Here is an 18809-nt window from a genome sequence, read left to right on the forward strand (position 1 = left end):
GAGCACGGGCTCGGGACGCAGCGGCGAGTCCGCGACCCGCACGTCCTCGACGACCATGCCTTTGACGTTGAGAAGACGTTTGAATAAGCTGTTCATCAGGCGTTCTCCGTGGTTCATTTCTTTGGTCGGAAAACAGAATACACGGGAACGCCCCTCACGCTTACGAAATCAACGGCTCAACGACGAACCCACACCCACGAAAACAGCAATAGCGCCAAAAATGAAGAAAACCGCGCGGCTTGCCATCGAGTCTAGCGCGTTTGATGGCCGTGTCCTGCTCGGTCTCGACAAGCTGGGGTTGAATCCCGTCTGGCAGCGGCACGAGAAGGCCGGCTCGCGTGCGGGTGTGTGGCTGATCGGCTGCGAGTCCGGGGACGACACGGCACGCCGTTGCGCGCGGTGCGGTGACGCCGGACGGATCCGCTCCTCGTGGCTCCGCCGGTTGGCGCACACGCCGGTCGGCCAGCACGCCGTGCATCTGATGGTGCGGGTGCGCCGCTACGAGTGCGTGCCGTGCGCGCGCTCGTGGACGGACGACCTGACCCGCGTCGCCCCGGAGGGCAGGCGGCTGACGGAGGCGGCGGCGTGGTGGGCCGCGGCCGAGGTCGTGCTGAAGTCGAAGAGCATCCTGGCGTGCGCGCGCGACCTGCATTGCTCGTGGGGGGCCGTCAATAAGGCCGTATTGGAGAAGGGCATGGAGACGCTGATCGGCGACCCGAAACGCTTGGACGGGGACGACGCGTGCTGTTGAAGATCGAGACCTTGAGGACCGACAAGCAGAAGGAGCGCGCCGCCCGCCTGCTCGACGACCCCGCCAACGTCGCGTTGAGGCTAGCGCACGGCGCCTACCAGAGGATCATCCGCTGCTACGCGCAGGAGGACAGACGCAAGGGCAAGGGCGTGATGGCCGAGCTCATCGAGGCGCTCAACGCCAGGGGAGCCGCGCCCGGCTGCCCCGAACTCGCCGTCTTGGGCCGTACTCTGAAACGCCGCATGGGCGACGTCCTCGCGTTCTTCGACCGGGAGCACAGCGCCAACGGGCCCACCGAGGCCATCAACGGCAGGCTCGAGACCCTACGCGGCATCGCCCTCGGCTTCCGCAACCTCGACAACTACATCACCCGCAGCCTACTGCACACCGGTGGCTTCAGACACACCATCCAGACCCACCTATGACACACGCCCCCTACACACCAAAATCGGAAGAGCCGATTGTTCCTCCTGTGCTATGTGTTCAACGCAATGTGCTGAGGCCAGCCTTTCCACGGCTTCGGCAGTGTTATCACGATGCGATGCGGTTCCGCGGACACTTCGCGACGACCTGCGGGGGCCTGCTCCATGAATACCGCGCAGTGACTGTGCGATTGTCCTGTGGCAGTTGCGAACGCTCCGCATCGATCATTCGACGACGGACTTCGCGTAGAATCCGCGCTCCTTCCCCTCAATGATCCGGTCGCCGAGAATTTCGAACTTTCCATGAAGTTGCAGATCCTGCGAGGATCCGCCAACGAACACATCGATGGTGCCGTGTTCGATCTTCCACTGCCGATCAACGGTGAGGAAGGCCAGCTGACTGGTTTTCAGATCGAACGTGATCCTGCGGCGTCTCCCTGCGGCGATGGGCAGACGGCGGAATCCGGCCAGTTCCATCACGGGGCGTGTCATACTGGCGTATCGGTCGCGCACGTAGAGCTGCACGACCTCCTCGCCGTCACGATTGGAGACGTTCGCTATCGTGACCGATATCGTTACGACGTCTCCGACCCGTACGTCGGTGTCATTGATGGTCAGATCCTCGTAGGCGAACCTCGAATACGACAGGCCATGGCCGAAGGGATATCGCGGCGTGTGCGGGGAATCCACGTATTCCGGGAATCCGACGCTGTCTCCCTGATGCCATGCGGAGCCGTTTGGATGATTGTAGTACAAGGGGATTTGCCCGGCGGTGTACGGAACGGTGACCGGCAGACGGCCGGCCGGATTGTAGTCTCCCGTCAGGGTGCGCGCGATGGCTTCGAATCCGGATTCCGAAGGGTTCCATGCTTCGAGGATCGCATTGGCGTACCGGTCGGCGGCGTCGCTGGAGATCGCACGGCCGTTCATATGCACCAGCACCATGGATTTGCCGGTTTCGCCGAGCAGTTCGATGAACCGTTCCTGTGCGAGGGAGAGGTTGATGTCCGTGGCGTCCACGCCCTCGCCCATCGATGCTATCGACGAGGTGGCGTGCTTGCCACCCACCGTGGCGATGACCAGATCGGCCTGTGCCGCCGCCTGCAGAGCCTCATCGAATCCGGATTCGTCGGTACCGGAATGATCGTAGCCGTGTGCAGTGATGACGGTAATGCCGGGAAGCAGCCGACGCAGTTCGTCTGCGAGCGTGGTGGCCTTCGGGTGTAGTCGGTGCAGGATTGCGTCGAATCTACCTCCTTCGGACCTTTGGATCGGGGTTCCGGGAAGTGTCTCGAATGTGCCGGCCCCGGAATCTTCGGCGGTGGTGATACCGGCCATGGATGTCATGGCCGCCACGGCGCCTTCGGCCATCGACAGATGCGTGTATCCCCCGAACAGGTACCGGGCGTTTTCGGCATGCGGACCGATGACGGCGATCGTGCGAATGCCGTCGGCGATGGGCAGCGTACCGTCGTTCTTCAGCAACGTCATCGATTCCAGAGCGGCCCGAAGCGTGACATCGGCGTCGCCGTCATGGAAGAACTCGCTCATCAGCTCATCACCCTGCAGCGCAAAGGGATGCTCGAACAGGCCCATGCGGAACTTGGCCTCTAACACTCGATGCACCGCGCGGTCGAGTATGGCGATATCCGCCTTGCCGCTGCGGAACCATTCGGCCAGCTCGTTATTGAACGCGGACCGGACATGCAGCTCCTGATCCATGCCGGCCTCCATGGCCCGCAGTCCGGCTTCGGTCAGGCTTTCCGTCACCTTCTGCACCGTGTGTATGTTGGTGATTGCGCCGTAGTCGGAGACGACGAGACCGTCGAATCCCATCTCATCGCGCAGCAGGGCTGTCAACAGGCGTTTGGAACCCGATGCTGGTTCGTTGCGGATCGAAGCGTAGCAGGGCATGATGCCTCGCAGATGAGCTTCGCTGATGGCTGCTTGGAAAGGTTTGGCGTATTGTTCTCGCAGTTCGAGATCGCTCAGCTCCACATTGGCGCCGTGGATGCCGCCGAGAGCGGCGTGGAATCCGGTGAAGTGCTTGGCCACGGCTTCCGTGGTCAAGCCGTCGGGGCGGCTGGACTGCACACCATCGGTGAACGCCGATCCCAACGCCGACGCCAGCGTGGGATCCTCCCCGTAGGTTTCCCCCTGACGTCCCATGCGGGAATCACGGGAGATATCCAGTACGGGTGCGAATGTCTGGCTGATGCCGATGGCTCGTTCCTGTCTTCCGACAACGTCGCCGATGCTCCGCTCCAACTCAGGATCCCAAGCGGCGCCTCTCGAGATGCCCGAAGGGAAGCTGGTCGCTCCGGGGGAGTAGGCTCCGCATATACCTTCCATATGGAAGATGGCTGGAATGTGGTGGGGGCTGAGTTCCATGAATCGTTGCTGGATGGCCCGCTGCATGGTCGTCACCTGATCCAGCGTTTCGAGGTCTCGCATCGTCAGACAGCTGATCTGTCCGGCCCCGTACGCGTAGTCGGTGTCGGTCCTTGGCAAATCGGCAGGGTCCATGGTGAAGTCCGGCACGAAATAGCAGGTCACCTGAGCCATTTTCTCGTCGATGCTCATCCTGCCCAGTAGGTCGTTGGCCCGTTGACGAGGAGAGAGGGTCGGGTCCAGATAACGTTTCATAAGCGTTCCTTCGGTTGAGATGTCGGTTTTCGGATTGCAGGTGGCGCGGTCTACAATCGGTACGTCCACGCATGATCGCCGGGATTCGGATGGCATCTGGTGCCGTCGGGCAGCACCACCGTGGCTTCCGTGCTTTCCGGGACGTGAACGGTCACGATTACCGCGTCCCCGTCTACCTGCCACCCGGCCTCTATGCGACCGTATGGCGATTCGAGCGTCGCCTTGGCATGGTCGAACGGCGGATACACGTAGGGTCGGACGGTGAAGGACCGATATCCGGGGGCGGTGGCTTTCAATCCTGCGGTGTATTCGTGCAGGAAGGTGATGACCGCACCCTTGGAGTAATGGTTGAGAGATTCGGTCGGATGCCCCTGCTCGTCCACTCCGTGCCAGTTTTCCCAAACCGTAGTGGCTCCTCGATCGAGCATCACCATCCAGCCCGGTTCGTCATGCCCCAGTAGAAGACGATAGGCCAGATCGGCATATCCGTAATCGGCGAGCGTGGGCAGCAGCATGCCGGTGGAGAGGAAGCCGGTGGCCAGTTTGCAGCCATCGTCTTCGATGAGCTTCGCAAGGCGTGCAGCGGCGGCGGGTCGGAGCGGTTCGGGGATCAGCCCGAACCGCAATGCCCGAACGTAGCTGGCCTGAGTGTCTCGAACAAGCGTGCCGTCATCGTGCATGAATTCCGCTCTCCATGCTAGTCGAACCAGTTCGGCCAGTTTCCCGAATCGAAGTTCGTCGTCGGCGCGTCCGAGCGCGTGGGCCGTGCGGGAGAGGATTTCGGCGCTGTGCGCGAAATATGCCGTGGCCACGATGCCCTGCTCCCAGAAACCGACTTTGACGGGATCAAAGACCATGTCAGGCTCCAGCCATTCGCCCCATTGCCATCCGGTATCCCATATATACCGTTCGTGCGGTGCCGGAGTCGGCCGGGCCGCGACGCGATCTCGATGCCGTGAGGATGCGGCTTTTCGCTCCTGAAACTCCACCCAGCGTTTCATCATCTGATAGTTCTCTCGAAGCGCATCGATATCACCGTATGCCTGATATAGCTCCCAGGGAACCACCGTGGCGGCGTCCCCCCACCCTCCGGCGCCGTGAATGATATCATTCGGATCGTAATCCGGGCCGTTGCCGCAGTTGGGCGCCACATTGGTGACACGGCCATCGGAGAGTTGATCATCGGCAAGCGATCTCAGCCATGATCGCAGGAAGGAGTCGATGTCGTCGAGGAATGCGGCCGTATGGGCGAAGATCTGTATGTCTCCGGTGTAGCCGGACCGTTCTCGTTGCGGGCAATCGGTGGGAACTGCACAGGAATTGGCCCGCCAGCTGGCAACCGCGATGCGGTGAAGTGCGTTCACTTCATCGTTTCCACACGAGAAGGTGCCGATATGGGTGAGATCGTTACGTACTTGGAATGCGCTGATATCGTCGGGGGAAAGATCATTCGCCAAGCCATCCACGGCCACATAGCGGAATCCATGCGTGGTATGGCGCGGTTCGAAGACGTCTTCCTCGCGTCCGCGTGAGATCACATGATCGATCTGGCCGGCTTCCAACGGAGTCATTTCTGGGCCGACCAGCGCTCTCAGATGGTCGGTGGTCAGATCGCCGTCGGTGTTCAGGGCCTCGCCGTGCGTCAGGGTTATCCTGGTCCCTGCCGGACCGAGTTCGGACAGACGGACCCATCCGCTGATGTTCTGTCCAAAATCCACGATTTGTCGTCCTGAAGCCAGTCTTGTGATGGACCGGGGAACATATCGCTCGCAACAACGGATCGGAGGTGCGGGATCGATGGCGAAGCGTTCCCGATCCGAAGTGAGGGGATCGCTGCTGATCGCCACGGGCTGCCATGATTCATGCCCTATGCGGGTGAAATCGGTGGTCTGTCCGTCCATGAGGTCGGCTTGAACTATTTCGCTGACCGTCACCTGCCAGCGGCCGTCGGTGTCGATGCGTTGCGAATGATCATCTCCGTCGAGATTAAGCGATGCGATGACGGCGATCCGATTACCGAAACTATCGGCGAAACGAGAGTATCCGCATCGACCTCGATACCATCCGTCACTGACGCGCAGACGCAGTTCGTTGCTTCCGGGGCGCAGCATCGATGAGACATCGTACTGCTGCACATACAGGGTCTTGGAGTAGCTGGTGAATCCGGGGCGCAATTCGTCGTCACCGATTCGCATTCCATTGAGGAAGGCTTCGTAGATACCGTGTGCGGTGACGGTCAGGCGGGCTGTCGCCGCACATGACGATTGCGGCAGATCGAAGACGGTTCGGAAATCGTAGGCCGGACGCTCTCCTGGGGGAATACCATCATCGATGGTGATCCACTGTGCATCGACGAGTGCGGATTTGGGATCGAATTTTTGCACTGAGGAGTTCATAACGAGCTCTTTTCGCTGGATAATTACGGAATGGATTCTACATTGATGATTCCATTTCGTAGAACATTCTACATCTAGTATGAGCGACGAACACCGTCGGCATGTCGCTTGTGCTGTCGGGAATGCTATCGTTTGGCTGGATGGGCCGACGATCCCCTGATCACAAGTTTCGGCGATTCGACTCGGCATACCGACTCGGTTCGGCCGTTGATCCGTTCGATCAGCAGCTTTGCCGCCGTTTTGCCCATTTCGTTGCTGGACTGGTCGATGGTGGTCAGACTCACTCCGTGCAGACCGGATGCGAAGACGTTGTCGTATCCGGTGATGGTGAGATCCTCGGGAATGCGCAGTCCCCGTTCTTGGGCTGCTCTCATCACGCCGAATGCGGCGATGTCGGAGCCTGCGTAGATGGCGGTCGGCGGGTTGTCGTCGTCAAGCAGCTGGCATCCGGCCGTGTATCCTCCGTCCTCGCTGTAGGTGGTCGTCACGATGCGTGGCCTGAGTCCGTGCATCTTCATGGCGTATTCATATCCGTCCTGCCGGCTGGTGTGCGATAGCACATAAGGGCGTTTGAGACCGCCGTCAGGCATGGAGGTGTAGGCGATGCTGCGGTGCCCCAGCTCCACCAGATAGTTCACCATGGCCAAGGAACCTTCGAAGGCGTTGTCCGTCACGGAATCGTAGTGGGTGCCGATGCCGTTGCGGGCCACCAGTACGGTGGGTGTTCGCTTGGCGAGCCGCTCCACCCATGAGATGTCCATCCAGGGGGAGATGAGGATGATGCCGTCAATCTGTCGGTCGAGCATCGCCTCGGCGGCGTTGATCTGTTCGGTGCCGAGAGCTCCGCCGACGGCGATGAGCGGCTGGTATTGCGTGGGTTTGAAGACCTCGTCGATCTCCTCGGCGATCTGCGTGGGGAATGATGAGACGATGCCGGGCATCACGATGCCGATGGAATACGATCTGCCTCGCATCGATCTCGCGGCCGTGCGGGGACGGTATCCCAGCGTCTGAGCGGCCTTGTTGACCTTGGTGCGCATCTCGTCGCTCACTCCGTAGGCGTTGCGCAGCACCTTGGACACCGCCGACACGGACACGTTGGCTTCGGCGGCCACATCCTTGATGGTCGGATTCCGATGCTTGCCGGTGGGTTCTGGTGTCGACGTCATGGAAAAAGCATACATCGATGCATGAAAACCGTCGATGTTGTGTGCTGTTCTACAATGCATTTCCCTAGACACGCCGAATGATTATTGTGATTGCAGAGGTTTGTACTTTCGATGTACAAATTGTGGTAATGTGTAGAACGTTATACAAAAGATATGGTGGACACCATCAAACAAGCTGGTTCAATGTAGAGCCATCGAGAATCGTTCGTCATAGTTGAGCGCAAAGGAAAACGATTTCATGCAGTGCTATAGGACATTCGAACTGAACTTCCGCGGCGAACCTCCGAAGATCGGTCAGGAGGTGGCTGTCGATCTGGAGGCGATCTTCACGCTTGCCGGAACGACGACCCGAGTCAAAGGCTTCCATGCCGGTGATGGACGGTACGTGATCCGCTTCCTTCCGTTGCATGCCGGACACTGCACCTGGCGGGTCCGGGGTCTGTTCGAGGGCGATGGTTCGGAGGAATGTCTGCCGGCGCAATCGGAGGATCTTTCCCTGCATGATTCCGAGCGGAAGGAATCGGCGGCCCTTTGGCATGTCGATCTTAGTTCTCTGCATGGCATGGTGAGGGCGAACGGTGCGCGATTCGCCTACGATGACGGAACTCCGTACCGTCCCTTCGGCACCACCGTCTATGCTTTGGTGCATCAAAGTCAGGAGCTCATCGATCAGACCATTGAGACGCTGACCGAAGCGCCTTTCAACAAGGTGCGCATGTGCGTGTTCCCCAAGCACTACTTCGCCAATGCGGCAGACCCGCAATGGTTCCCGTTTGAAAGAACCGGTGGAAGATTCGACTCGAGCCGCCCCTGCTACCGATACTGGGACGAGCTGGAGCGCCGCATCGGTCAAATGCGACGGATCGGCATCGAAGTCGACCTCATTCTGTTCCATCCCTATGATCGCTGGGGATTCGCGCGAATGAGCCATGAGGAATGCCTGACGTATCTGGACTATGCCGTTCGTCGTCTTGCCGCACTGCCCAATGTCTGGTGGTCTCTGGCCAACGAATACGATCTCATGACCGATTTCGAGGATTCATGGTGGCGTGACTTCGCTGCGTTCATCGGGGGCAATGACCCGTATCATCATCTGCTGAGCAACCACAATTTCGTCAACTACTGGGATTTCGATGAACCGAACACCACGCACTGCTGCGTGCAGAACGGGCATACCGGGTTGGTGCGTGATCTCATCGAAAGGCATGGCAAGCCCGTGATCTTCGACGAGGTGGGTTATGAGGGCAACATCATTTATGATTGGGGCAATCTTTCGGCGTTCGAACTGGTAGATCGATTCTGGACCGCATTCACGCTCGGCGGCTATTGCACACATGGCGAAACCTTCGAAGATCCCGACGACGTGCTGTGGTGGGCTCGAGGAGGGGAATTGCATGGTGAAAGTCCCGTACGCATCGCTTTCCTGCGAGAGGTCATGGAATCTCTGCCGAACGATATGGAGCCCGCGGTCGGCGGCGCGTTCGGTATGCCGGTGAACGAACTGCTGGCCATGCGCAAAAGCGGTGAGCTCCCTGATGGCGTCAAGGGCACCATGACCGAGGTAATCATGAGACTCGACGAGAAGCGGTTTCTTGATCTCGTGCAAGACCTACGACCGATTCAGGGACGCAGCGACGACGATGTGATGGTGTGGTATCTCTCCCGTCAATGCTGCGTCCATACTGAGATCGAACTGCCCGACACCCGTTCGTACGACGTCGAAGTGATCGACGCTTGGGACATGACCCGTACCACCGTGCTCGAAGGCGTTACAGGTAAGGTCATCGTCCCCATGCTTGGAAAGGAGGGGCAGGCCATCATCGCAACGGCTCGATGACCCCAAGTCGATCGCAAACATAGAAATCCGAAGATTCAAAGGAGAATCGCATGAACGCCGAATTCACGGCACCGTATGATCCAACGACGGACACGCAATACAACCGACCATACATTGACATCGACGAGTGGAGAGCGCGCCAAGGCGTTCGGTGCCGCTACGTGCATGGAGGATTCAGGGGAACCGATGCACGATTTTCGTTCTTCTTCCCGGAACCCGAGCATTACGAGGGCCGGTTCTTCCACTTCGTGGCCCCGATGCAAAACCATGAGGATGCTTCCGACTCCCTGACCGGACTCAAGGACAGAATCACCTTCGCACTGACGCATGGTGCGTACTTCGTAGAAACGAATATGGGGTTCACCACGCCGTTCGCCTCATTTCCGGACCCGACCATGATGTATCGCGAAAGCGCATGCGCCGCGGAATACTCGCGAACCGTGGCCGCTGACATGTACGGGCCGCACCGGCCATACGGCTACGTGTACGGAGGATCGGGAGGAGGCTACAAGTCCATCGCCTGTGTACAGAACACTGCCACTTGGGACGGTTCGGTGCCATACATCATCGGCACTCCCACCTCGATTCCCAACACTCAGACCATTCGTTCCCACGGCAAGCGTGTGCTGCGACACTGCTTTGATTCGATCAACGATGCGCTCGAACCGGGAGGTAGCGGCGATCCGTTCGCCGGACTCACCGACGAGGAGACTGCCTTCCTGCATGAAGTCACCGACTTCGGATTTCCCCTGCGGACCTGGGCGCTGAACAATCTGCTCGATGACGGATCACTGCCGGTCGTCCGACCGTTGGTCGATTCCGATGACGACACGTACTTCGATGATTTCTGGACCAAGCCGGGATATCTTGGCTACGATCCGAACGGTTCGGCGGCGTGGGACCGTATCAGATTCGAAACCAAGGTGGTGCGAGTTCACGTTCCCGGTCGGGTCGGGGACGACATCGACACCCACGCCACGGGCGCCAATTCCTCCTTCGAACGCATGAACGGCGTCAATGGTATGGGCGGGCGACCGTGGATCGAACTGGAATCCTTGCCTGAAGGCGATCCATACGTGTACTTCGCCACATTGAAGGTCACCTCCGGGGCGTCGGCGGGCTTTGAAGTGCCGCTGGAGAGCCGAGCAGGCAACGTGGTGACGCTTGCTCCGGGATTCGGCATCCAGGACATGGCGGAACGTCTTTCTGCCATCAAGCCCGGCGATACGGTGTTCATCGACAACTCCGATTACATCGCCATCCAAACCTACCACCGCCATCAGGTGCCGCGCCCGGGGGAGGATGCTCCGAAGCAGTGGGACATCTACCGGGACGAACACGGCGAGCCGATCTATCCTCGACGCGCCAAGAACTACGGCCCCGGATTTGCCCTGTCGGGATGCGGATCACTGCAGAACGGCAAATTCAACGGAAAGATGATCGTCTGTCTTTCGCAGATGGACGAAAGCGCCTTTTCCTCGCAGGCCGACTGGTATGTGAACAAGGTCCGCGAATGGGCGGGAGACGACTTCGAAGATCGATTCCGTGTGTACGTGACCGACCATGCCATTCACGACGACGGTGAGGAGGTGCTCGATGACACTCATCTGGTGAGTTACCTCGGTACCCTGTATCAGTCCCTGCTCGACCTTGCAGCTTGGGTGGAACACGGCGTGGAGCCCAATCCCTCGACCCGATACGTCATCGACGGCGGACAGATGCTCACTCCGAACGACCCCGACGAACGCAAGGGGCTGCAGCCAATGGTGACCCTGTTGGCAGACGGGCTCGAGGCTGTGCACGTCCGGGCCGGGGAGCCGGTGCATCTTGTCGCCGAAGCGCGGGTGCCGCACGGTGCCGGCATGGTCGTCACCGTGGAATGGAACTTCGGCGAAGGAGAGGGGTACGGCACGCGATCCACCTTCGACGGGATCTGGGACGACGGTGAGCGTGGCGTCGCCGAGACCGAGCATGCCTACTCCCGGCCCGGTACGTACTTCCCGGTCGTCCGTGTTGCGGCGAACCGTCATGGGGACTCTGACGACCGATTCGGTCAGATCCTCAACCTGTGCCGTGCGCGCGTCATCGTCGACGCGTGATCGGCAGACGAATACGGCATTAATGACAATGACATCGATAATCTAGGAGAAACAGGAGAACAACCATGGCAACTGCAACGACGGAGTCCGTGGTCGGCGATGGTGCCGCAACCACCAGGGGGAATGAGATTCCCGATGCTCGCACAGGATCCGATACCCGTACGGGAAAGGGATCCAAGCCTCCTCAGGAAGGCAAGCGCACCATCAGTTTCGGCAAGATGCTGGTATGGCAGTCGCGAGGAGTCTCATACACAGTTGCCACATTGATTCTCGGTTATTTGACCATCTACTGTACCGACACCCTGCACATGCCGGCCGCCATCGTCGGCAGCATCCTGTTGGTAAGCAAGCTGTTCGATGGTGTGATCGATCTCGTCGGCGGGTACCTGGTTGATAGAACCAATACCCGCTGGGGTCGCGGTCGTCCGTATGAATGGTGCATCATCGGCGTGTGGCTGTTTACCTGGCTGATGTACTCCACTCCGGAAAGCTTCGCCCTGCCGGTGAAGGTGGGCTGGATCTTCGTGATGTACACCATGGTCAACTCCCTGTTCAACACGTTCCTCAACTGTGGCAACGTTGTCTATATGGTCAGGGCGTTCCCCCGCAAGGAGGATTACACCGCCATCAACACCTGGGGTGGCACACTGCTCATGATTCCCGCAGTCGTCTTTAATGTGGCATTCCCCACCCTGATGGCGAAGTTCGCCATATCCCCGCAGGGGTGGAGCTCGCTGGTCGGCATGTTCGCCCTGCCTCTGGCGGTGATCGGCATCATGCGATTCGTCTTCATCAAGGAGGTCACCGACGCCGACGTGCAGACCCATGGCGAGAAGACGAAGTTCCGTGACGTACTGTCGGTACTGCGGCACAACGGATATATCTACATCATCGCGTTCGCCACCTTCGTGTTCAACATCATCATCAATATGGGTGTGCAGGTGTATTACTTCAAGCACATTGTCGGTGATCTCTCCGCCATGAGCATACTGAACGCAGTCATGATCGTCGGCATCCCGTTGGCCTTCCTGTATCCGGCCATCATCCGTCGTACCTCCACCACGAAACTCATGATCGGATTCCTGTTCCTCAGCTGCATCGGCTATGGCATCAACTGGTTCGCCTATGACAACGTGCCGATGCTGATCGTAGGCGGCGTGCTGGCCTCCGTCGGATCATCCCCGATCGCCATGGTGGTGGCGCTGCTGATCATCGACTGCGCCGACTACAACGAGTGGAAGGGCATCCCCCGTATGGAGGGCACCCTCAGCGCCATCAACAGCTTCGCGGCGAAGATCGGATCCGGTCTCGGCGCAGGTCTGCTCGGCGTGCTGCTGGGCATGGCTCACTACGACACGGCAAACGACTCGCAGGCCGTCCCCCAATCCGGTCTTGACATGATCCGGATGCTTTACACGATCGTTCCGTTGGTGATGTTCGCCGTCGTGGCCTTCATCCTGTGTTTCTACAAGCTCGACCGTGAGATCGCCGTGATTCGCGCTGACAACGAGGCCCGTCGCAAGGAAGTCGAGGCCGAGATGGCAGCGGAAGCAGCTATGGGATCGGAATTGGCCACGGTGGCCGAAGCGGAAACGGATAATCCTTCCGGTTCAATGTCCGATGGAAACGAGAAGGACGAGGAAGGAGGTCGGTCGGCGTGAATAGCCAAGGAATCGTCTACGATCTATCGTTCGAACATCAGACTCCAGGTGATTGCTTGGGCATCGGCTATGCAGCTCCTCGGCTGTCGTGGAAGATCCGGTCGTCCTCACCGTTCAGACAGACCGCGTATCAGGTGGAAGTCTCCTTCGACGGTGGAGACCGCCGCACCCTTACCGTCGAAGGTGATCGCCAGGTGCTCGTGCCCTGGCCGGTCGAGCCTTTGCGATCTCGACAGCGTGCGGTCGTTCGCGTGAGGGTTGCCGGAGAGATCGACGGCTGGGGTCCTTGGAGCTCTCCTGCTGCGGTTGAAGCCGGGCTGCTGCACGAACGGGATTGGACGGCGAGGTTCATTACTCCGGAGGGCATCGCCGATCTCGATCAGCCGGCACCTGAGCTGTTCCATACATTCCATGTCAAGGATCGGGTCATGTCGGCACGGCTGTACATCACCGCGCACGGTGTATTCCGTGCGACCATCAACGGCCGGGTCGTGACGGACAGCGTACTCGACCCGGGTTGGACCTCATACCCTCATCGACTGCGCTACCGGACTCTCGACGTCACCGATCTGATTCGATCGGGAGAGAATACGATCTCATCCCTAGTGGGAGATGGCTGGTATCGCGGCTATCTCAAATGGGAAAGCCGACGCGCGCATTACGGCAGTCGTCTGGCGCTCTGCGCGCAGCTGGAAATCACCACCGAAAGCGGCAAGCGAATCACCGTGGGTACCGACGAGGAATGGCGGGCACGGTCAAGCGCCGTGGTCAGCGCCGATCTGTACAACGGCACGATCATCGATTATCGTGTTGATCTGGACGATTCGCCGATCATGCCGGTACGGGTGGTGGAATCCGGCACCGAACGGCTCGTCGCTCCCGATGGGCCGTCCATTCTCCCCGTCGGGACGATGCGTGCGCAGCGGATCTGGAAGTCTCCATCCGGGAAGACCCTAGTGGATTTCGGTCAGAACGCCGTGGGCTGGGTTCGCCTGCATGTGCGTGGTCTTGCGCCGGACGGCATCGTCACCGTTCGGCATGCAGAAGTGCTGGAACACGACGAACTCGGCGTCAGACCGCTGCGGGCCGCCAAGGCGACCGACACCTACATTCTCGACGGTCCCGATCCCAGAACGTTGGAACCGGTCTTCACCCTGCATGGCTTCCGTTATGCGGAGGTGACGGGTATCGATGATCTGATGATTGACGACGTTGAATTCGTGGTGGTCGGCACGGCACTGAGCCGCATTGGATGGTTCGTCTGCTCGAACGATCTGCTGAACCGCTTGCACGACAACGTGGTTTGGAGCACTAGATCGAATTTCATCGACATTCCTACGGATTGTCCGCAACGAGACGAGCGATTGGGATGGACCGGTGACATTCAGGTGTTCAGTCCCACCGCGCTGGAACTGTTCGACGTCTCTGGTCTGCTGGTCGGTTGGCTGAAGGATCTCGCTGCGGAACAGTACCCGGACGGTGGAGTGCCCCATGTCATTCCCAATCCGACGTTCCTCGAACATGATCCGGCCGCCTGCGCCTGGGGAGATGCGGCAGTGGTGGTGCCATGGAACATCTACCTGAGTACTGGCGACGACGGGATACTCAAACGACAGCTGCCCAGTATGACCGCATGGGTGGATCGCGTGAACGAACTTGCCGGAGACAACCACCTGTGGCAGGGAGGATTCCAGTTCGGCGACTGGCTGGATCCAACCGCCCCTCCGGACGAGCCGGGCAAGGCCAAGGCCGATCCCGATGTGGTAGCGACCGGATGCTTTGCGCGGTGCGCTCAGATCGTGGCGGACGCCGCCGAGGCCATCGGCGAAAAGGCGATCTCCGTTCGGTATGGGATGTTGGCGGCCCTGATACGCGATGCATTCGTCGAAGCATACGTGGACGATGATGGTCGGATCGCTTCGGATGCGCAAACCGTTTACGCACTCTCTCTGCAGTGGGGACTCCTCGCCGACGATCGGCAGCGGGATGGGGCAGGCCGACGATTAGCGGCGCTGGTAAGGGAGGGTGGTTTCCATATCGGCACCGGATTCGTCGGTACCCCGCTGCTCTGCGATGCGCTTACCGAGGCCGGATATCCGGATCTGGCATGGCGTCTGCTCAACCAGACCGAATGCCCCTCGTGGCTCTATCCGGTGACGATGGGTGCCACCACGATCTGGGAGCGATGGGATTCCATGCTGCCGGACGGCACGATCAATCCCGGTGAGATGACGTCGTTCAACCACTATTCACTCGGTGCGGTCGTCGATTGGATGAATCGGTGTATCGCCGGACTGGCTCCCGAGGCACCCGGCTATCGTCGAATCCGTGTGGCGCCTCACTGCTTCGAAGGTTTGGATTATGTCTCGGCCCATCATGACTGTCCATACGGTCGTATCGCCGTGGACTGGCGTCGAACCGGTGACGGTATCGAGCTGCGTGTCAACGTGCCGGTGGGCGTCACCGCTCAGGTGCGGCTGCCGGGTTCCGATGAGACGGAGGAGCCAATCATCGTGGGCAATGGCGAATGGGTATGGCATACTCGGTCGGGCCGCGTGATCGTCAGTCGGCCATGTTCATGAACGGCGGCATGAGCGGAAGCGCGATGATCGCCGCCACGTAGAGTGCGCAGACCGAGGCAAATACGATGTCCCGCCATCCAAGGACGAGCCAATGCCAGTGCGTGCGGTGGGCGCCGCCCTCGTAGGAGCGGGCATCGAGCGCCAGGGAAAGATTGTCGGCGTGACGCAGGGTGCCGGCGAAGATCGGTACGGCGATGGCGACCATGGCGCGGATGCGCTGCATGGGCGAACCGGTTTCGATCGAGCCGCCACGGGCCGACTGCGCGTCGATGATCGATCGGGTTTCCGCGGTGAGCGTGGGGATGAACCGCAGCGCCAGGCTCATCACCAGCGCCAGCTCGTCGGTATGCAAACCGAACCGGCGCAACGGCCGCATCAGCGACTCGAAGGCGTCGGTCATCGCCGTGGGCGTGGTGGTTTCAAGGATCACCGCTCCCAGAACGATCACCAGTACGAAGCGGCAGAAATACAGTGTGGCGATCCACAGACCATCATCGGTGATCGGCAGCGGGCCTATGCTCACCAGCACGGTTCCCGATCTGGTGAAGCACAGATTCAGCACCCACATCACGGCGAACAGGGCGAGGAACAGGCGCATGGTGTGCAGTACCTTCAACGGGCTGAGTCGTGCCGCGGCCAGTATCCCCAGCACGATCGCCGCGGCGACGCCCAATTGCACGGGCGTGGAGATCGTGAACGCGGTGAACATCATGATCAGGAACGTCGTCATCTTCACCCGCGGATCGAGCGAGGCGACGAACGATGGTCTTCTGCCATGCCCTTCGGATTCCACGACGGTGTTCGACGTGAAACGTCGTGCACCGTCATCGCTGGGGGAGTCGTCATGGTCGGGGGAATTGCCATCGGCGGGGGAGAGGTCGATGATTCGGTCGGCCAACGCCATCTCCTCACGACTATGCGTGATCAGCACGACGGTGACTCCGCGATCATGCAGCGTGACGATCAGATCACGGATGGTCGCACTGGCAGTGGCATCCAGACTACTCGTCGGCTCATCCATGACCAGAATCCTCGGACGGCAGGCGATCACGCCGGCGATGGCGGCGAGCCGCTGCTGCCCGCCCGACAGGGCGAACGGCGAACGATCGGCAAGATGCTCGATGCCGAGCAGCCGCATCGCCTCGTTCACACGTTCCTTGACCTCATGCCTGTCAAGCCCGAGATTGCGCGGACCGTACGCCACGTCATCGGCGACGGTGTCGGCGAACAGCTGCCTCTCCGGATGCTGCATCACATAGCCCACCGTGCGGCGTAGTCTCGCCAGATCCGCTCTGCTTGGTCTGCGAGGGCGGCGAGAGCTCCCGCGAACCGCGACCGGAATCCCGTCCACGGTGACGTCGCCGCGATCGGGCCGTTCCAATGCGCAGAGCAGTCGTGCCAGCGTGGATTTGCCGGAACCGTTGCGGCCCGATATCGCCACCGTCTCGCCGGCCGACACCGTCAGGGAGCAATCGTCCAGCACCGGTGTGCCGCCGGCGTCCGTTGAATAGGAGAATCGGACATGCTCCACGGTGATGATCGATGTGTCGGTTGCGGCGCTGTCGGTTGTGGCGTTTGACGGCATATCGGCATTCAGCCGAGTGGCATGAACTCTCGTTTCGTCGGCGGGGTCGAGCCGGTCGTCCGTACCGATCCGGTCAGGGCTCTCGACACGCTCTATTCGTCCGCGGGCCATCACGACGATGCGGTCGGCTCTCGCGGCCTCATTCATGTCGTGCGTGATGTGCACGATGGTGACGCCCTGCCGGTGCAGTCGGTCGAGCACGTCCATCACCTCGCCGCGCGCCGCGGCGTCGAGCATGGCGGTCGGCTCGTCGAGCACCAGAATCCGCGGATGCATGGCCAGCATGCCGGCGATGGCGACCCGTTGCTGCTGCCCTCCGGACATTCTGGTGGGATCGGTTCGCTCGTATCCGTCCATGCCCACTTCGGCCAGCGCGGCCTCGACCCGTTCTCCGATCCGTTCGCGCGCGACGCCGAGGTTCTCCGGGCCGAATGCCACGTCGTCCGCCGTGACCGTGGTGACGATCTGATCCTCCGGATTCTGGAACACCGCGCCGATCTCATGTCGGGCGCGGCGATACGTCTCGGCGTCCGCGCCACGGTCGTCGGCGAACACCGTTGATCCCATCAGACGCACGGTGCCGGCGTCGGGCGCGGCGAGTCCGGCGATCAGACGTCCCAGCGTGGATTTGCCGGAACCGTTCGCACCGATGACGGCGACATATTCACCGGAACGGATGATGAGATCGACGTCATCCAACGCCCATGAGGTACCGCCGTCATAGCTGAATCGCACGCCGTGCAGTTCGACTACGGCATGTTCGCGGATATCTTCGGTTGAGGTCATGGCTGATTCGGTGTCGCTCCGATCGGATCATCTGGTCTGGGTGGTTCTGGTCGTGCCGGTTCAGGGTTGAGCGGCCCAGGGTGCACTGGTCCGTCTTATTCGGCCCGGCCGCTCTTGTCGAGCAGTTTCGAGATCGGCTTGTAGATCAGGAACGTCACCACGCCGTGGATCGCCATCTTCAGGATGTTGAACGGCAGCAGGATCGGTACGATCATCGCGGCCACCTGCGCCACCGTCATATGCGCGTAGATCGGCGTGACCACGAGATTGCCGAGCAGGGCGATGGCGATCGCGCAGAGCGCGCCGACGAGAATGCCGATCATCGCGCCCTTGCGGGTGTGGATGCGACGGTAGATCAGCGATGCGGGCACGCTGAGCGCCAGCGCTACCAGCACGGCCATCAGGGTGCCCCAAGGGTCCGCGAACACATGCGGGGCGAACCCGAGCACGCTGACGATTGCGGCGGCCGCCGGCCCGTATGCGAAACCGGCCACCAGGCACACGATGCCGGAGGGATCGTACTTAAGCCACGGGGCTGCGGGGAAGATCGGCAGTTCGATGAAGCTGGTGACCATGGTCAGCGCCACGAACAGCGCGTACACGGCGATGCGTTTGGTGGACCAGCGGCCGGAATCCGCCGCGGAGGTGGAGTGGGCGTCGGTGACGTGCGAAGATTCACTCATGACTGAGTCCCTCGTTTCTTTCATCCGGACTATGACCGTTGGCTCCGGACTTGCACCGGATCAGCCGCCTTTGCGGGTCGCGGGCTCGCCGTCGGGCCGTTATGATTCCCGGTCTTCGGCTTACCGCCAGTAAGGAGTTGCACCTTCCCTGAAACTTGCATGGTCAGTATAGCATAAGCCTGCATGGTGGAA

At 60.5% G+C, this 18809-nt stretch carries 11 protein-coding genes and 1 riboswitch; of the genes, 6 read left to right on the top strand and 5 right to left on the bottom strand.

The features are described from left to right. The first annotated feature begins 220 nt into the window (after positions 1-220). On the top strand, positions 221-751 hold the full coding sequence (locus tag Uis1B_RS12315; protein WP_243390258.1) for a hypothetical protein: 531 nt from the start codon (positions 221-223) through the stop codon (positions 749-751). Then, on the top strand, positions 742-1176 hold the full coding sequence (locus Uis1B_RS12320; RefSeq protein WP_243390259.1) for a transposase: 435 nt from the start codon (positions 742-744) through the stop codon (positions 1174-1176). The genes Uis1B_RS12315 and Uis1B_RS12320 overlap by 10 nt, the downstream gene beginning before the upstream one ends. A gap of 222 nt (positions 1177-1398) precedes the next feature. Here Uis1B_RS12320 and Uis1B_RS04695 read toward each other — a convergent pair whose 3' ends face one another. The 3 genes from Uis1B_RS04695 to Uis1B_RS04705 all read right to left on the bottom strand — a co-directional run bounded on the left by Uis1B_RS04695 (position 1399) and on the right by Uis1B_RS04705 (position 7384). Further along, the gene (locus tag Uis1B_RS04695) at positions 1399-3819 is read right to left on the bottom strand and encodes a glycoside hydrolase family 3 N-terminal domain-containing protein (RefSeq protein WP_101616066.1); all 2421 of its coding nucleotides are present in this window, start codon (positions 3817-3819) and stop codon (positions 1399-1401) included. A gap of 50 nt (positions 3820-3869) precedes the next feature. Beyond that, positions 3870-6215 carry an alpha-L-rhamnosidase gene (locus Uis1B_RS04700; RefSeq protein WP_165782734.1) on the bottom strand — a complete coding sequence of 782 codons (2346 nt, stop codon included), beginning with the start codon at positions 6213-6215 and terminating at the stop codon, positions 3870-3872. 125 nt (positions 6216-6340) lie between these two features. After that, positions 6341-7384 carry a LacI family DNA-binding transcriptional regulator gene (locus tag Uis1B_RS04705; protein ID WP_101616070.1) on the bottom strand — a complete coding sequence of 348 codons (1044 nt, stop codon included), beginning with the start codon at positions 7382-7384 and terminating at the stop codon, positions 6341-6343. A gap of 238 nt (positions 7385-7622) precedes the next feature. Between Uis1B_RS04705 and Uis1B_RS04710 the strand changes: the two genes are divergently transcribed. From Uis1B_RS04710 to Uis1B_RS04725, 4 genes are all read left to right on the top strand, one after another. Next, positions 7623-9221 (top strand): apiosidase-like domain-containing protein, encoded by a 1599-nt coding sequence (locus tag Uis1B_RS04710; protein ID WP_101616072.1) that lies wholly within the window; start codon positions 7623-7625, stop codon positions 9219-9221. Between the two features lie 50 nt (positions 9222-9271). Next, positions 9272-11320 (top strand): PKD domain-containing protein, encoded by a 2049-nt coding sequence (locus Uis1B_RS04715; protein WP_101616074.1) that lies wholly within the window; start codon positions 9272-9274, stop codon positions 11318-11320. Between the two features lie 65 nt (positions 11321-11385). Continuing rightward, a complete protein-coding gene (locus tag Uis1B_RS04720) occupies positions 11386-12981 on the top strand; it encodes an MFS transporter (RefSeq protein ID WP_207763379.1) in 1596 nt (531 codons plus the stop codon). After that, positions 12978-15563, top strand: a complete 2586-nt coding sequence (locus Uis1B_RS04725) for an alpha-L-rhamnosidase (RefSeq protein ID WP_207763380.1) — start codon at positions 12978-12980, stop codon at positions 15561-15563. Before Uis1B_RS04720 ends, Uis1B_RS04725 begins: the two co-directional genes overlap by 4 nt. Here Uis1B_RS04725 and Uis1B_RS04730 read toward each other — a convergent pair. Beyond that, positions 15544-17934 carry an energy-coupling factor transporter ATPase gene (locus Uis1B_RS04730; RefSeq protein WP_101616077.1) on the bottom strand — a complete coding sequence of 797 codons (2391 nt, stop codon included), beginning with the start codon at positions 17932-17934 and terminating at the stop codon, positions 15544-15546. The genes Uis1B_RS04725 and Uis1B_RS04730 overlap by 20 nt on opposite strands. A gap of 95 nt (positions 17935-18029) precedes the next feature. Further along, positions 18030-18617: an ECF transporter S component gene (locus tag Uis1B_RS04735; RefSeq protein ID WP_101616079.1), complete on the bottom strand. Its 588-nt coding sequence runs from the start codon at positions 18615-18617 to the stop codon at positions 18030-18032. An 8-nt stretch (positions 18618-18625) separates the two neighbouring features. Further along, a riboswitch (FMN riboswitch) is annotated at positions 18626-18777 on the bottom strand. Positions 18778-18809 lie beyond the last annotated feature (32 nt).

The organism is Bifidobacterium margollesii (assembly GCF_002860355.1).
Classification (GTDB): Bacteria; Actinomycetota; Actinomycetes; order Actinomycetales; family Bifidobacteriaceae; genus Galliscardovia; species Galliscardovia margollesii.

Bases quoted from the DNA above. Each gene is read 5' to 3' on its own strand.
- Uis1B_RS04700 (WP_165782734.1), bottom strand. From the start codon at position 6,215: ATGAACTCCTCAGTGCAAAAATTCGATCCCAAATCCGCACTCGTCGAT.
- Uis1B_RS12315 (WP_243390258.1), top strand. From the start codon at position 221: ATGAAGAAAACCGCGCGGCTTGCCATCGAGTCTAGCGCGTTTGATGGC.
- Uis1B_RS04695 (WP_101616066.1), bottom strand. From the start codon at position 3,819: ATGAAACGTTATCTGGACCCGACCCTCTCTCCTCGTCAACGGGCCAAC.
- Uis1B_RS04710 (WP_101616072.1), top strand. From the start codon at position 7,623: ATGCAGTGCTATAGGACATTCGAACTGAACTTCCGCGGCGAACCTCCG.
- Uis1B_RS04730 (WP_101616077.1), bottom strand. From the start codon at position 17,934: ATGACCTCAACCGAAGATATCCGCGAACATGCCGTAGTCGAACTGCAC.
- Uis1B_RS04715 (WP_101616074.1), top strand. From the start codon at position 9,272: ATGAACGCCGAATTCACGGCACCGTATGATCCAACGACGGACACGCAA.
- Uis1B_RS04735 (WP_101616079.1), bottom strand. From the start codon at position 18,617: ATGAGTGAATCTTCGCACGTCACCGACGCCCACTCCACCTCCGCGGCG.
- Uis1B_RS04720 (WP_207763379.1), top strand. From the start codon at position 11,386: ATGGCAACTGCAACGACGGAGTCCGTGGTCGGCGATGGTGCCGCAACC.
- Uis1B_RS04705 (WP_101616070.1), bottom strand. From the start codon at position 7,384: ATGACGTCGACACCAGAACCCACCGGCAAGCATCGGAATCCGACCATC.